The following is a 15,081-nucleotide window of genomic DNA, read 5'->3' on the forward strand; positions in this document are numbered from 1 at the left end:
AGCGGCCTGAGCCAGATGGTCAGCGGGTTGCAGGCGGGCATCGAACAACTGGCGAGTTCGGCGCATTCACTCTCCAGCGTCACCGAGCAGACCAACGTCGAAGTCAGCAGCCAGAAGGAAGAGACCGAGCAGGTCGCCACGGCGATGAACCAGATGACCGCCACGGTGCATGACGTGGCGCGCAACGCCGAAGAGGCCGCGCAAGCCGCGCAGACCGCCGATGACAAGGTCGACAGCGGCCAGCAGGTGGTGCGTCAGAGCCTGCAGCGGATTGAATTGCTCGCGACCTCCAGCAGCAGTGCCAGCGCCAGTATCGAAAGCCTCAGCGCGGAAATCCAGAACATCGGCACCGTGCTGAGCGTGATCAAGAGCGTGGCCGAACAGACCAACTTGCTGGCCCTCAACGCAGCGATCGAAGCCGCCCGCGCCGGCGAGCAAGGTCGAGGGTTTGCGGTGGTGGCCGATGAGGTGCGGGCGCTGGCCAAGCGCACGCAGCAATCGACCGAGGAGATCGAGCGGCTCGTGAGTACGTTGCGCAGCGCGGCACAGTCGTCGGTGCAGCAGATCCAGCAGAGCGGCGAACTGGTGAAGCTGGCGGTCAGTGATGCGCTGGAAACCGAGAGCGCGTTGGGCAGCATCGCGGCCGCGGTGTCATTGATCCAGCAGATGAACCAGCAGATTGCCGCGGCAGCCGAGGAGCAAAGCTCGGTGGCCGAAGAAATCAACCGCAGCGTCACCTGTATTCGGGCGAGCGCCGATCAATCGGCGTTGAGCATGCAGGGCAATGCCGCCTCGAGTATCCAGCTGGCGCAATTGGGCGCGGAGCTCAAGGGCATGGTCGGGCACTTCCGCCTTTGATCGCAGCGTGCCCGCCGCGACCAAAGGGCAGGGGAGCGATCAGGCGTGGTTGGCGAGGAAGGTCAACAGCGCTTCATTGACGAAGTCTGGGTTTTCCCGCGAGGCGATATGCCCCGCGTCCGGAATCAGCGTCAGGCTGCAGCCAATCAGTTCGGCCATTTCCTGGGATTCGGCGGGGGGCCGAGGCTTGTCCTGCTCGCCGCACATCACCCAGGTGGTGTCGGCGTCCAGGCGGGGCAGTTGGTCCAGAATGCTCGCGCGGCTGAAGATCAAGCGGCCCAAGGGCACGATGCTGTGCAACAGGCGTTCCTTGGGGAAGTTTTGCAGCGCCTGGCGATAACCTTGGTACAGCGCTGATTCGCGGTCGATGCCCGGGCGGAAGAAGATCGGTGCGATCACATCCAGCAACGGCGCAGGGATCGCGCCGGCGTCTTCGATCATCTTGAACAGCGAGAAGTAGTACTGGCGTGTGGCCTCGGGTTCGGCACCAAGGTAGGTGTCCATCATTACCAGGCTGTTGATGCGCTCCGGTACCAGTAGCGCCAGCCGCGCGCCCCACATGCCGCCAACAGACAGGCCGACCAGGTTGATTTGCGCGATGTCGAGCTGATCCAGCAGCGCCAGGGTTTGGCGCGCGAGGTCATCCAGGGACTGAGTTTGCGCCGGCAGCGGGCCGGACTCACCGTGGCCCCACAGCTCGGGAACGATTACGCGGTACTGTTGCGACAGGGCTTCAATTTGCGGGGCCCACATGTCGCGGTCCCACAGGTAACTTGAACCCAGCAGGACGACCGGGCCGGTGCCCTGGTCGACATAGTGCAGCGGTTGTCCATCAATCACGGCAACAGGCATAGCAGGCCTCTAACTTCACGGAGTGAGGGCCACTTTTTTACGCTAGTCGGGGGCGGGGGGATAGGTGCAAAGTGATGGCATGTTGTGGCAAGGCGTTTGTCTGTAGCGAATGAATAAGTGATGGCGAGCAGGCGTTCTGTGGCGAGCGGGCTTGCCCCGCGTTGGGGCGCGAAGCGGCCCCCGTAAGGTACCTGCGTTTTTCCAGGTAAACCGCAGTGACAGGTTTCAGGGCTGCTGCGCAGCCCAACGCGGGGCCAGCCCGCTCGCCACGACACGCCCGTTTACTTCAGCGAGCCGGACTCTACAACAAGCCCGGTCTGCCACAGCCCATCTGATCAGTCGTAGATGGCTTTCTTTTTCCATTCGGCGTCGGCGTCGACGGCTTTCAGGCCTTCGGTCAATTCATTGACTTCGTCGTCAGCCGGCTGGTTGTTGGTCAGCACCGTGGAGTTGGCGCGGACCAGTTGGCTTTCCAGCAGTTGCAATTGCGCACTGTAGAGCACCGGCTCCGGCTGTTTGCGCAAGTACTGTACGCCGCGCTCGAATGCCAGGCGCGCCTGGCCAGGCTGGCCTTGTTGCAGAGCGTGCTGACCGAGGTTGTTGAAGAACTCGATGTGCAGCAGCACCAGAATATGGCGAATTTCCTTGATCCAGTGCTTGGCTTCGTTGGTCGGCAGAAAACCGTCCTGGGCGGCACGCGTGACTTGGCCGTGCAGGGCTTCAAGCAGAAAACGCACGTCCTTGGCCTTGGCTTCGGTCTGGATCGGCGCGGGTGGGTTGGCTACCGGAATCGATTCGCCTTGGCCGATCAGTGCGTTCAATTCAGCGATACGCGCCTTGAGCGCCGCGCTGGACTTGTTGAGGTTCAACAGGCGCTGGTTGACGTTGAGTTCCAGGCGGGTCAACAACAGTTTGAGCTTCGGGGTCATCAACTGGCCGGGGAATGTCTCGGTGATTTCACCGCAACGACGCAGCCGATCGTTAAGCTCGATCACGGTACGCTGCTTTTCCAGTTTGTTGTTTTCCACCACGTGGTTCATGTAGCCAATGGCGATCAGTATTACGATCCCGGCTATTACCAGCAGGGTGATCATGAGTGGTGTCACCGGTGTGACCTCTTTATAGGGTTTGCTGTGGAGTGTAGTGACTGTGCCATCCGGCGGATAGGGCTGTTCGACCAGTTGCCCAGGTAGTTTCTTCTATATAGGTAAGCATTTAGCGCATGGATGCACATTGCCACCATTTGCCGGGGCGAACTATAGCGCCTTGTCGGACGCCAGAATATAGGCGTCAAAGCCTGGACAGGCACACTGCCCGCAAAGGCCTGGAAAGCACGGCGAAGTCATTGATTTAAATAAATTTATCCTTGGGGGTTGACGACCTTTCAATCCATCCATAGAATGCGCGCCACTTACAGCGTAAAGCACACAGCGAAACGCGGTAGGGAGTGAATGTTGTACGTGTGTCCCCTTCGTCTAGTGGCCTAGGACACCGCCCTTTCACGGCGGTAACAGGGGTTCGAGTCCCCTAGGGGACGCCATATGCGGGAATAGCTCAGTTGGTAGAGCACGACCTTGCCAAGGTCGGGGTCGCGAGTTCGAGTCTCGTTTCCCGCTCCAATTTTTAAGCAGTGTTGCCCTCGGGTGGCATTGAGTGAAACCAGGGTCAAGTCTTCGGATGAGGCCTCTGGGCACTGAAATACACACCATGTGTTTCAGTAGCGTGTCCCCTTCGTCTAGTGGCCTAGGACACCGCCCTTTCACGGCGGTAACAGGGGTTCGAGTCCCCTAGGGGACGCCATTTGCGGGAATAGCTCAGTTGGTAGAGCACGACCTTGCCAAGGTCGGGGTCGCGAGTTCGAGTCTCGTTTCCCGCTCCATATTTAACGAAAACGCCGATCAGCAATGATCGGCGTTTTTGTTTGTGCTGCTTTTTTATCCGCGAAGCGCATCAGGCGTGCAAGGTTGGTTGTGAAGCGTGCAGGGCTGGCGTGACTGCGACATACGGGGTTGTATGGCTATGCCACATGACAGGCTGGTAGGCGGGCACCGTCATATCGCACGTATGAGTGTTATTTTTCCTATCGCATGAAGTAGGGAATTGTTGAGGGTTATGTAGGAGCTGTGTCCACACCCTTAGGCGTGACCCCGTGGGCACGGGGTAAAGCATTGAAGCGACAGGTGCAGGACATCTTTAGTCGAGAAACCCAGCTCGTTTGTCGCCTGTGTGGAGTGGTAATTATCTCCTGTGCGAATTATCAGCAGGGAGGCTGTGAATCAAGCATTCAGAGTTGTTCCTCCTTCCTATTCCACGGTAGTCAAGCCAATGATTTCTACTCAATACCCTAGGACGTTTATTCAGAATGCCCTTGATAACGTGCCGAAAACGCCCGCTCTGGCAAAGCCTGAAGAAGCCGCAAAACCATCGCAGGCTGGCAAGTCTCAACAAGAGGCGGGCAGTGCCGCCCGAGGGGCGAGCCGGCGGACGGTAGCGGGGCCAGAATCACAGGCAATGCCGCAACTTGAACAACAAGCATCGGCGCCCGAGGGCAAGCCGGCGCGCGCCCCACTGTCATTGCGCGAGCATGCAATAACGCGCCTGAAGCGCTCTTTTGCAGATTCGGATCAAACCCTGACCTTGCCCGGTACCGTGAGCGATATCGATACCGTCAAGCCCCCGGCGTTGACCCAGGCGCAAATCGCAGGTGACAGCGAGCTTGCGCAAATCTTCAGCCCAATGTTGACGCGGGTCGTAGGCCTTTCGCAGAAGACTCCTGAGATTGTGGGGGAGCTGCCAAAAGACGCGACGTTCACTTCTTGGTGGGGGCACTTTTACGACACGTTCCAAAGCCCTGACTATAAGGAATGGGCCAAGAACATTGGGCTGGATACCTCTACGGTGGTCTACTCGCCCAAAGACGGCAGCCTCAGTGGGCAGGTCAATGGCCAGCAAAAGAGTTTCCAGCCCGGTAATGACTCCGGCTGGACACAAGTGGCGACTCCCATCTGGGCCGCCAGTGAAATCGTTGCCCCGCATACCACCGCCATCAGCACTGACAGCACGTTCAAGCGCGATGCAGCCCCCTTCGAAGCGATTGCTGATTTTTATGGCGAGCCGCTCGATGTCACACCGCAAGTGGCGCGAACACGGGCTGATCAGATTTTTCAAAGCAAAGCATTTGCACCCCTCGACCCCAATGATCCATCCAGGCAACCCGCTGATCGCACCCCGCACAGCCTCAAGCTCCATCACCATGCACTCACCCGGTATCGCGCTGAATATGCTGCGCGAAAAACGGGTGACGGTATGTTGGCCATCCACTATGCGGATGGGCTGCGCAGCACGCCTGCCGGTACGCAGATAGCGTTGCCGCAGACGTCTGAGCTCAAGGCCTGGTGGCAGCACTTTTACACGGCCTTCCAAGACCCGGCCTATGTCGATTGGGCACAACAAAAAGGCTTTGATCGAAGCTCGGCCGTTTTTTCCGCGGTGGACGGCAGCCTCAGTGGGCTGGTTAATGGCAAGCTGACAAGCTTCACCCAACACGATGATTCAGGCTGGGCCAAAGTCTGCGCATTTATCTGGGACGCCGCGAAGGTTGTAGCCCCCGGTGTTGATGCCATACGCACCGGTTCTACGTTCAATAGCAACGCTGCTCCCCCTGAAATCATTGCCGCCTTTTATGGTGAGCGGCACAACCTGTCCCCGCAAGACGCTCTGAACCGCGCGGCTGAGTTAAGTAGCACTGGAACATTTACGCCGCTTGCGGCGAGTAGCACCCCAGGACGGCTGGCTGCTCGCTCCAAGGTGGCGTTAGAGGCTCAGCAGGGCGCACTCACTGCCCATCAGCAGCATTATGCTAAACAGCAGGCAACGGCAGCAGGCGACATCGAGCTCGCGGGCTACTACCGCACTGATTTGCTGTCTGCGCGGGCCGGACACTACCGTGCCAGCGTCTATACGTCGGGCATTCCCCAAGCATCCAGTTTCGGCCAAGCCTGGCATCATTTCTACAACACGCTCCAAAGCCAGGACTATCTCGATTGGGCGAAAAAGACTGGTATTGACCCTTCCACGGTGACCGTCTTCCCTCAAGATGGCGGCCTCTCCGCGAGGAAAAATGGCGAATTAATACGATTTACCCAAACTGATAATTCCGGCTGGGCTCAGGTGTCCGGGCCTATATGGAAAGCTGCGATAACCGTCGCGCCTCAAATCCAGGCTCTGAGCGCCAAGCCTCCCTTCAGTGCCGATACGGCGCCCTTTGAAGTCATTGCCGACTTCTATGGTGAGCAACACGACATTACCCCAAGCCAAGCTAACGCCCGGGCTGCACAATTCGGCACCCCCCCGACGTTCGTCCCGCTTGATCCCAATGACCCATTGCGGCCGCCTGCCCTGAGGAGCCTGGCGGGGATTGAACAGCAGCGCCAGGAGCTCCTTGAGTCTCGTCAACACTATGGCGTGCAGGCCGCCGCCGACAGCGAGTTAGCCGTTCGTTATGGAGCAATGCTGAAGTATGCACGAGCAGGTGAAACGCCTCTTGAAGCCCAGATAGCGGACATTTCCCCCAACTCAGAGTTTGGTCGCTGGTGGCAGCAACTATATGCCGCGTTCCAGGCCCCGGAATATGTGGACTGGGCTAAGAGAAACGGTATCGAAATGGCTACGGCGAGTTTCTCTCCCAAAGACGGAACACTCTCGGCCAACGTCAATGGGAAACTCACGACGTTCACTCAAGCGCAAAACCCCGAATGGGCCTACATCTCGCAGCCTATATGGGCTGCCGCAAAGGTTGCCGCACCCAAGGCGTCCGCGATCCACACGGATAAGGCGTTTAAGCCCAACAGTGTGCCGTTTGCGCGCGTGGGCGAGTTCTATGGAGAAAACCCTGAGCTCACTGGGGCGGCGGCCATGGCTCGCGCCACAGCACTCGCCGCCAGCAAAAGCTTTACAGACGACGATCTCGACAACCCTTTGCGGCGGCCGATGGACCGCACCCAGGCCGCTTTGCAAGCCCAGCAGTTGGCGCTGCTGGACCGTTATGACGACGACAGGGCACGCAAAGCGGGTGACAGCGAGCTGGCCGTTTCGTATGCCAACGGGCTCTTGACGGGGCTGACAGGGGTTGCCAGGAGGGACATCTCTGTGCCGGTGCCTGCCGGATCTACCTTCGGACAATGGTGGCGCCACTTCAATGACGCGCTCCAAAGCCCGGATTTTCTCGCCTGGGTAAAAGAGAACCGTTTGGACCCGACCCAGCTGACCTTTGACCCTGAAAAGGCGCAGCTAGTGGCCAAGGTTGACGGCAAAGAGGTGACGTTCTCCCAGCATGACCGTTCAGGCTGGGCGCAGGTCTCGGGGCCGATACTTCATGTGGGTAAGCTGTTGTTAGGGCGACACCGAAAACTCATAGACCTGACCCAACTCGATAAAAAAAATGCGCCTCTTTTGGTCGTTGAGCAGTTCTATGGCGAACGTTCGCTTTTGCGCGCCCCAGCAATCCAGCAGCGTGCTTTAGAACTGCAAGCACGCAAAGCGTTTGAGGCGCCGGTGCAATTTGTTGCGCGTTCATCGCAAGCGCTGGGCACCCAACGACAAACGCTCGCCGATGCCGCCGATAAACACCACCTTCTTGTAGCGTTGCGTGCCGTGTATGAGGAGGCGAAGAAAGACCCGAAGATCGACATTTCAGCCCGTTTAAAAGACACGGATATGGAGGTTGAACCCGACTCCTCGTTCAGCAACTACAACGACATGGGCCTGGAGGATCAAACCAGCCTGCATGGTTTCCTTTCCAGCAGTGGCGTGTCTGTGCCGACAAATCTGGCGCAATTGGCGAACATGATCGCCGTACTCGACAACCCATTGCCGGCCCCTCCTGCAAACGGCAACTTCTGGGGCCTGATGTCGCGCTCGCAACCGCTAAGTAACCTGCAGAAAACGGGTATCCAAGACATCAGCCGCTTAGAGACCCAGGCTCTGGGGGCCAAGGAAGGTGGGCTGTTCAATGCGTTTGCCCAGAAGAACAGCGGCCTTATTACCCCCATAGACCCGCAGTTGCGACCAGGCCAGTCCAATCCGGAGGCAATGCTTGCACGTTTAGTCGCAAGCCCAGAGGCCCAGGCATTAGGCCAAAAACTGGAAGCCTCGCTTAACGATGTTTCCCCTGCGAGTAGCGTCAATGAGCGGGTGCTGGCTGCTTTGGTGCTTGACCTTGACCCCGGCGCCGGCACAAAGCGCAATCACGTGGCGGGATTTGATCTGGCAAGCAGTGCCAACTGGGGGCATACACCCGCCACCATTTTCCAGCGCCTGGTGGACCACTTGGTAACCCACAAAAAAATCCAGCGCGAGATAGCACCGGCTGCAGCGAATTTACTGCTGGCAGGCGCCGCGCCAGAGTTCCTCCTAAAAGGACTTCCTGGCGACTTGCGATACGGCTCCCATACCTGGGCCAGCCTGAGCGCCGCTGTTTCCCGCATAGAGCAGGATAGCCCGGGGGCAAGCCGCAGAATGACCTTCGAGCAGGTCATGATTTACGGCAATACCGCGTCGGTTACACCGGAGTCGGCGCTCGCCGAGGGCAAGGCGCAAGAGAATGCTGCTGTCGACTGGGCTGTCACTAAAGGGGTTATTGAAAAAAATGACACCGGGCTTTACTCCGCCGCACAGGCCACAACTGCAGTAGACGCTTTTAATAAGGTGATAGAAGAGTCGAGTAAACACGCCGATGCTTTCACTAAACCTATTCCGTCGCAGCAGGAGACGGCCTTACGGATTCTGAAACAAACGTATGGCCGTCAATATGATTACACCACACCCGTTGCGCGTATCACGACCCAAGAGGCGGACGATAGCCAACTTCACTCTGCGGTGGACCTCTACATAGAAGATAAGCTGGGCTCGGTACAAAAAACCGGCCAAGGTGTGGGGGTTGAAATTGGTCACGGTCAGTATATTTCTAATGCAACAGCGTTGCCTAAAGCAAAGGTGGAGTTTGATAAAGAATTCGATAAGTATCGAAACAATGCGCTGGCTGCACTGAAGTATTCCATCGAGCAAACCATTTCAACGCTTCCGCTGGAAGAACAAAAAAGGCTGCAAACCAACAAGATTGATATCTATGCGCTGCATCAAGTAGACCCGCAGAGTCCACCCGCTTTCGTAGAGGGCAAGCAATCCGATTCGCCTGCACGACTGGGCGTGATTATAAAAGTCCATGGCAAAACTGTGCGAGATAACGCTACGCTCTATGAATATTTCCCTTTGCGAGGCGTGTTTCGAAAGCGCGATGACATCGATAATAACTTTCCTTATATCAACACGCCCCGCCGGCAAGATGAGACCTTTGGGGCAGGGGCCTTTCGTGATCTCACCGACGGTATTCCGTTAAATATTGATTACAGCGCCTACAGCGTTGGCAGTCAGCCGCAAGACGGAAAGACATCGAATAATATTCGTATTGAGCCGATTGTATCCGGAAAACCCGTCAGCGTTAGTCAAACCAAGCAAGCAATGGCTAACTATATCTCTCGTTCAATAGGCGATTTTGTATTCGATAAAAAATTCTGGCGCGCAGAGAGCAGTGTTGAAACCGAGCGAAAGGCTATCGTTGCCCGATTGGAATGGATGAGAAAGGCCTATATACCCGGCATGAATACGTTTGAGGAGTTCAAACAGAACGGCAACACCGGCGCGGCCCAGTTCTCATTGGTGACGGATATTTTTGGTTTTGCCTTTCCTGTGGGCAGAGGGGGCGTTCAGGCCGCGAAACTGACCGGCCGTTTGGGAAGTAAACTGTTCAATGGCTCTAAAACCGTGGCCAAGAGCGCAGTAAATGGTTTGAAGCCTGCCACGGGCTTCAGCAATCTAATGATGCGCGCCCCAAGAGGAATATCGTCAGGTGTCAACTCAGTCCGGACGACGGTTATCAATCCTCGTGCCGCCGCCACCGCCAATACGGCTTCTACCCAAGTACCTCCAAGGGTCAACACTGTTTCAAACTTTACGCCGGTGATCGATGGGTCATTACTGACATTTGAAAATACGACGAAGAGTGGTTTGACTCGGCTGAATATTGTCTTGCACGGAGAAAATATCCCGCTCTACAAACGCGTCCTGGGTATCTATGATACGCCGGTGTCCGGGGTGATCAACGGTCAGCCAGCTAAGCCAATGGATCTATTAAGGGAGTTGCACAAAGCCGGCATTAACCCTGCGGATAAAACAAAATATGATAAGGTCAGGCTCCTGATGTGTAACTCCGGGAATGGGGGGAGAGGTGGGATCTCTTTTGCTGAAAATTTTAATCACCTCATTGGGGATAGGCCCCTAAAAGCATTCAAAGGAACCGTAGGCGCCTCCACACGTTACGCCCCTGAAGGGTTTGTGCAAGCTGTGAAGGACTTGGAGATCGAGGCTATAAAGCGAGGCTTTAACCCTGCGCTTGCGCGCACGGCCGCTATTGCAAGCTATAATCGAGGAATAGTACTGTTGAGGGTTCAAAAAACAAATCCATTCAGCCTGAATCCACGCAGTCCTGATTACAATCGGACTAAGTATTTAACGTTTGTCTACAAGCCGGTGCATTATTAATGTGGTAATGGCATTGATTTTCGGTTTTAGGCTGCTTCCAAGTAACACAGTGGCACGCCTTGGAGGTCCTGTGTTACTGACCTTCTAATCAACTATAATCGCTCTGTTTAACGATAACGCCGATCCGTGATGATCGGCGTTTTTGTTCAGGCTGCTTTTTTATCCAGCGCAACCACCCACGGTGTAAGCGCTGTGGCTAAATGCGTAGGAATAGTCTGTAATAATTGTTGGGTAGCTGTTTACCTGTCCCGCTGTCTCTACTCTGGCCTGCCCATTCTCCTCGTTCACTTCAGAGAACTCCCAGATGCTGCAACTCGATGTCTATTCAACCCTGGTCGCCGCCTCCCTGGTGCTGCTGCTGGGGCGCTGGCTGGTGGCTCACATCGGCTTTTTACGCGCCTACAGCATTCCGGAGCCGGTCGCCGGTGGTTTATTAGTTGCCGCGTTGCTGGTGGCGCTGCGTGCACTGGCGGGTATCGAAGTTCGCTTCGACCCTTCATTGCAAGCCCCGTTAATGTTGGCGTTTTTCGCCACCATTGGCCTGAATGCGGACTTTGCCAGCCTTAAGAAAGGTGGCCGGGTACTGGGCGTTTTCCTGCTGGTCGTGACAGCGCTTTTAGTGGTGCAAAACGCCATGGGCATCGCCTTGGCCAAAGCGTTGGGGCTCGACCCGTTGATGGGCTTGCTCGCCGGTTCGATCACGTTGTCGGGCGGGCACGGCACTGGCGCGGCGTGGGGCGCGGTGTTTAGTGAGAAGTATGGCGTGGCCTCCGCGTCTGAGCTGGCCATCGCGTCAGCGACTTTTGGCCTGGTGTTGGGTGGTTTGATTGGCGGCCCGGTTGCGCGCCTGCTCATCAAGCGTGTGCAGGTACCTGGCGCTGAACAATCGCAACCGCGCCTGCCCAAAGGCTTTGAACAGCCCAATCAGGAGCGCATGATCACCGCGTTCTCGTTTATCGAGACACTGGCCCTGCTGGCGATCAGCCTGCAAGTCGGCACCTTCCTGAGTGGTTTTATCCAAGGCACCGCCTTCGAGTTGCCGACCTTTGTGTGCGTGTTGTTCGTCGGTGTGGTGTTGCGCAACGGCTTGTCGGCACTGGGCTGGCACCAAGTGTTCGAGCGTGAAGTCTCGCTGCTGGGCAATGTCAGCCTGTCGTTGTTCCTGGCAATGGCCTTGATGTCGCTCAAGCTCTGGGATTTGGCGGCCCTCGCGTTGCCGATTGTGATCTTGTTGGCGGCGCAGGCGTTGTTGATGGCCCTGTTCGCAATCTTCGTGACATTCCGGGTCATGGGCAGCAACTACGATGCGGCGGTATTGGCGGCGGGGCACTGCGGTTTTGGGCTGGGCGCCACGCCCACTGCGATTGCCAACATGCAGGCGGTGACGCAACGCTTCGGCCCCTCGCCAATTGCCTTTCTGGTGGTGCCGATGGTGGGGGCGTTCTTCATCGATATCACCAATGCGGTAGTGATCAAGTTGTACTTGGCGCTGCCTTTTTTGGGCGCGGCGGGCTAAGCCTGCCTCTACAGCCGTACCGTGCTCTTCTGTGCGCCGCCGGTCGCTGTGGCGCAACCGGCCGGGCCCGCGCTGACAGCAACGACATCAACGTGACTCATCATGTGGCCGCCAAGTGGCACTGTCCTGGCGAATAAGCACAGCGTCCTGGCTCATATACAGCTCAATGTCCTGTTCTATTTCCACGTGGCGAAGCGTGAAGTCGTGCGCGGGTGTGGTGATCGCGCCGTGTTTGTACAGCCTGTAGTAATGCACCTCGCCCTCCAGTCGCAAGCCAGCCTCTTGCTGAGCAACCTGGAAAGCTTCGTCTGGTAATTGCACTTGGTAAAACGACAGCAGCGGCCAGCGTTTTCTCTGCTCTTTGTCTGATCCGGCGCCGACGGCCTGATAAGCACGTCGCATCCCAAGCACTCTCTGGTGGTACTGCTCGGTGCTGGTCTGCCCGGTGATGGCCAGCGACAACTGGCCATCCAATGCAGCTTGTGTGTAGTCGCTGTACTCATAGGCTCGATACTGCACCCGCGTGCGACCCTCCCATTCAATCAAGCTGGGGCCAGCGCGGCCATCCCAGGCGGGGCTGCCGCGCAGGCCGATTTCGTCATCTGTCAGCGGAATGACCGTGGCAGACACACTGCGCGGTTCAAACGTGCGAGTGGAGTCAGGCGCCACGCCCGGCCAGTACGAGCCCAACGCCGCACAGATGCGTGCATCTTCAGTAAATGGGCTGGCTAGCTGATAACCGCACAACATGTTGGTAAACGGGGCGTCCACCAGGCCTCGGCCCACTTCCCAGCCCGGCCCGAAGACGCCGCTGGCGAAGTCCGGCAGCCAGGACTGGCGTTGTGCACGTTGTACCGGCAGGGTCGGGCCTGGCGCGGTGGAGGACTGCAGGTGCGAAACGATCGCGGTGACGCCACGGTCTTCTGGGGAGAAGTAACCACCGGCCAGGGATTGGTTGATGAAAAAACGCACGTCGGACAGCGGGTTGACCCGTGTATGCCAGACCTCCGGGCAGGGCGGTGTAGGGCAAGGGAATACCTCGGGCGCGCTGGACCATTGTTTGAGCTCCCGTTGCCCGCACAGCGGAAAAAAATCCGGTGCGCCGATGATGGAATAGGCGGCGATGCTCGCCAGTTCCAGCGCGGGGCAGTGCGCACGTACCCAGCCATCGGCCATTGCATCCTGATAATGCAGGGCGCGGTAGCCGCCGGCTTTGACAATGGAGTCGACATCCTGCCGTTCGTTGAGGTCCTCGATCGAACCGTCGTCACGCAGGTGATGGCGCCCATGCACCAAGCTACCGGTGTTCGGGGGCATCATGAAGGACAACGGGCGGTCTTGGTAATACGCCAGTTCCACCAGCGCCTCCTTGGCGTCGGGCACCAGCAGGCCCGGCGCGAACTCATCGACATTCGCCCAATGACATAGGCCCTCGGTAATCACGAAAGGCGCGTTGAGAATGTCAGGCTCTTGCCAGCCGGTATTGCGAAAACGCCTGTGGATCTGGCCGATTTTTTCATTGATCTGATGGTTTTGCAGCTGCACGGTCAGGTCTATGCCGGCCAGGCACTCATCGCCATTGAACACTTTGTGCAGGGGCACCCAGAATTCCAGGTCCTCGTCGACGGGTTGCGCATTCATCGGGCCAAACCGCAGCGGCTGGCCGGTTTGCCGGGCAGCGATGAACGCGCCGTAGCGCGCCGGAATGACCCGCATCTGCGTGAGCTGGCCCTCGACAAAGGGCAAAAAGCCGCGTTGCTGCGGGTTATACAGCGCGGGTGCGGTACCGACCCTCGCGATCCCGGTGCGGGAAAAGCACAGGTCTGCCTGGCGCCCATGCACGGTTTCAGCGTGGGGCCGGTATTCATAGGCGAACACTGCAATCGCCAACTGAGCGTCGCCGGCCAGTTGCTGCAAAGCCTCCAGGCTTGGGGGGTTGGCGCCGTAGACATAATTGAGCAAGTGTTCGATTTCAGCCGGGGTGGGGAAGGCGGTGAGCGTTTCACCTGTGGTCCCGGTGATTACATTGGGTGAGGCAAATGCATGGAACAGCAAGCTGTCAGCTGGGCGCCCCGGCTCGATGCCGCGTGTTCCAGCCGCTGAAAAGTCCTCAAAGCCTGGCTGTGTGCGATTAATCTGCAGGGGTTTGGCAAGTTCTTCGCGCAGGGTGGTCGAGGTGATGTCCAGGCCATGGCGCAGCAACAGATCACGCCATCCGGCAGAGGCCAAGCGGGTGCAAGCGCGTTCGACAGCGTTGATCAAAGACATCGCGATTCCTCCGACAGAGATCAGAGGAAAGGGTACGCAAAGGGGTTAAGCGTGGTAACTGACCGAACGGCTAGGTCCTGCGCCTAGTTCAGCGCGTGAATATCCTGTTTGGGCATGAAGAAACGCGCAAACAGTTCGGACTGGGACTTGATGTTCAATTTGTTGTAGATGTTGCGCCGGTGCACCTTGACGGTTTCTGTCGACAGGAACAGTTTGCCGGCGATCTCTTTGTTAGAGAAACCACTGAGCAGTAATTTGAGTACGTCCTTTTCCCGCGTGGTGATCTGTGTGCCCAACTGAATAATCGCTTCGGACCAGAGCGGTGGTTCATTGAGGTTTTTTTCGACGTCGATTTCAAAGCACATGCGTTGATGCATCAGCGCCATGACCCAAGGCTTGATGATATCCAGGGTGGTGATCTGCTCCGGGCTGAAGCGCACGTTGCTGCCAAATGAAATGCACAGCGTTCTGTCCGCGTCGAGTTGCACGTTGTATTGCACCTCGTCCACAGAGACATACTGGGCGAAATACTGGTGGTAATACTCGGTGGTCAGAAAGTGCTCGGGCGCTATATCCGACAAATGAAAAAAGCCACTCTGCGGGTTTTCACGGTTGGCAATGTAAAACGGGTCGAGCAGGTACAGCCCTTTCACATAGCGCTCGGTCAGTGCGTCCACTTCCTGCGCATCGGCCACTTCGGTCACGCAGATGACGTTGACCTGTTGATCGCTGAACACCAACACCACCCAGTTATCGATCTGCACATATTCCTTTAACACGCGAACCAGAGAGCTCCAGAAGGCTGGACGGTTCAGCTCCATGATCAACTTGCCGGCGGATCGATGCCAGGCCAGGTTGTGCAGGTCGAATGACATGTTCTACCCCTTTAGGGTTAGGGATTTGTAGGCCCGAGCTAAGTACTTGTAGGTATTTACTATTCGAGCGTGCCGGGTATATTCACCAGCCAATGGATCATGGTCATGAAGACC

The 15,081-nt window shown here is 57.3% G+C and carries 7 protein-coding genes and 4 tRNA genes; 7 read left to right on the top strand and 4 right to left on the bottom strand.

The annotated features are described in order from the left end of the window. Window positions 1-15 precede the first annotated feature (15 nt). On the top strand, window positions 16-858 hold the full coding sequence (locus tag KZH41_RS30445; RefSeq protein ID WP_371917707.1) for a methyl-accepting chemotaxis protein: 843 nt from the start codon (window positions 16-18) through the stop codon (window positions 856-858). A gap of 39 nt (window positions 859-897) precedes the next feature. Here KZH41_RS30445 and KZH41_RS10695 read toward each other — a convergent pair whose 3' ends face one another. Both KZH41_RS10695 and KZH41_RS10700 read right to left on the bottom strand, forming a co-directional pair. Then, on the bottom strand, window positions 898-1,710 hold the full coding sequence (locus tag KZH41_RS10695; protein WP_263274791.1) for an alpha/beta fold hydrolase: 813 nt from the start codon (window positions 1,708-1,710) through the stop codon (window positions 898-900). Window positions 1,711-2,045: 335 nt separating this feature from the next. Beyond that, window positions 2,046-2,804, bottom strand: coding sequence for a hypothetical protein (locus KZH41_RS10700; RefSeq protein ID WP_094952717.1), 759 nt, complete (start codon window positions 2,802-2,804; stop codon window positions 2,046-2,048). Between the two features lie 370 nt (window positions 2,805-3,174). Here KZH41_RS10700 and KZH41_RS10705 point away from each other — a divergent pair. The 6 genes from KZH41_RS10705 (at window position 3,175) to gltS (ending at window position 11,824) form a co-directional block, all read left to right on the top strand. Beyond that, window positions 3,175-3,250: transfer RNA gene (locus tag KZH41_RS10705), tRNA-Glu, on the top strand. A 3-nt stretch (window positions 3,251-3,253) separates the two neighbouring features. Then, a tRNA-Gly gene (locus KZH41_RS10710) sits at window positions 3,254-3,329 on the top strand. Between the two features lie 105 nt (window positions 3,330-3,434). Beyond that, window positions 3,435-3,510: transfer RNA gene (locus KZH41_RS10715), tRNA-Glu, on the top strand. A gap of 3 nt (window positions 3,511-3,513) precedes the next feature. Further along, a tRNA-Gly gene (locus KZH41_RS10720) sits at window positions 3,514-3,589 on the top strand. Window positions 3,590-3,981: 392 nt separating this feature from the next. Beyond that, window positions 3,982-10,308, top strand: a complete 6,327-nt coding sequence (locus tag KZH41_RS10725; RefSeq protein WP_263274792.1) for a hypothetical protein — start codon at window positions 3,982-3,984, stop codon at window positions 10,306-10,308. Between the two features lie 304 nt (window positions 10,309-10,612). Then, on the top strand, window positions 10,613-11,824 hold the full coding sequence (gene gltS, locus KZH41_RS10730; RefSeq protein ID WP_094952720.1) for a sodium/glutamate symporter: 1,212 nt from the start codon (window positions 10,613-10,615) through the stop codon (window positions 11,822-11,824). A gap of 87 nt (window positions 11,825-11,911) precedes the next feature. Here gltS and KZH41_RS10735 read toward each other — a convergent pair whose 3' ends face one another. Both KZH41_RS10735 and KZH41_RS10740 read right to left on the bottom strand, forming a co-directional pair. After that, the gene (locus tag KZH41_RS10735) at window positions 11,912-14,092 is read right to left on the bottom strand and encodes a hypothetical protein (RefSeq protein ID WP_263274793.1); all 2,181 of its coding nucleotides are present in this window, start codon (window positions 14,090-14,092) and stop codon (window positions 11,912-11,914) included. A gap of 83 nt (window positions 14,093-14,175) precedes the next feature. Beyond that, on the bottom strand, window positions 14,176-14,967 hold the full coding sequence (locus KZH41_RS10740) for a response regulator transcription factor (protein WP_094952722.1): 792 nt from the start codon (window positions 14,965-14,967) through the stop codon (window positions 14,176-14,178). Window positions 14,968-15,081: the final 114 nt, after the last annotated feature.

Origin of the sequence: Pseudomonas sp. YeP6b (assembly GCF_025642995.1) — a bacterium.
Taxonomy (GTDB): domain Bacteria; phylum Pseudomonadota; class Gammaproteobacteria; order Pseudomonadales; family Pseudomonadaceae; genus Aquipseudomonas.

Bases quoted from the DNA above. Each gene is read 5' to 3' on its own strand.
- KZH41_RS30445 (WP_371917707.1), top strand. From the start codon at position 16: ATGGTCAGCGGGTTGCAGGCGGGCATCGAACAACTGGCGAGTTCGGCG.
- KZH41_RS10695 (WP_263274791.1), bottom strand. From the start codon at position 1,710: ATGCCTGTTGCCGTGATTGATGGACAACCGCTGCACTATGTCGACCAG.
- KZH41_RS10700 (WP_094952717.1), bottom strand. From the start codon at position 2,804: ATGATCACCCTGCTGGTAATAGCCGGGATCGTAATACTGATCGCCATT.
- gltS (WP_094952720.1), top strand. From the start codon at position 10,613: ATGCTGCAACTCGATGTCTATTCAACCCTGGTCGCCGCCTCCCTGGTG.
- KZH41_RS10735 (WP_263274793.1), bottom strand. From the start codon at position 14,092: ATGTCTTTGATCAACGCTGTCGAACGCGCTTGCACCCGCTTGGCCTCT.
- KZH41_RS10740 (WP_094952722.1), bottom strand. From the start codon at position 14,967: ATGTCATTCGACCTGCACAACCTGGCCTGGCATCGATCCGCCGGCAAG.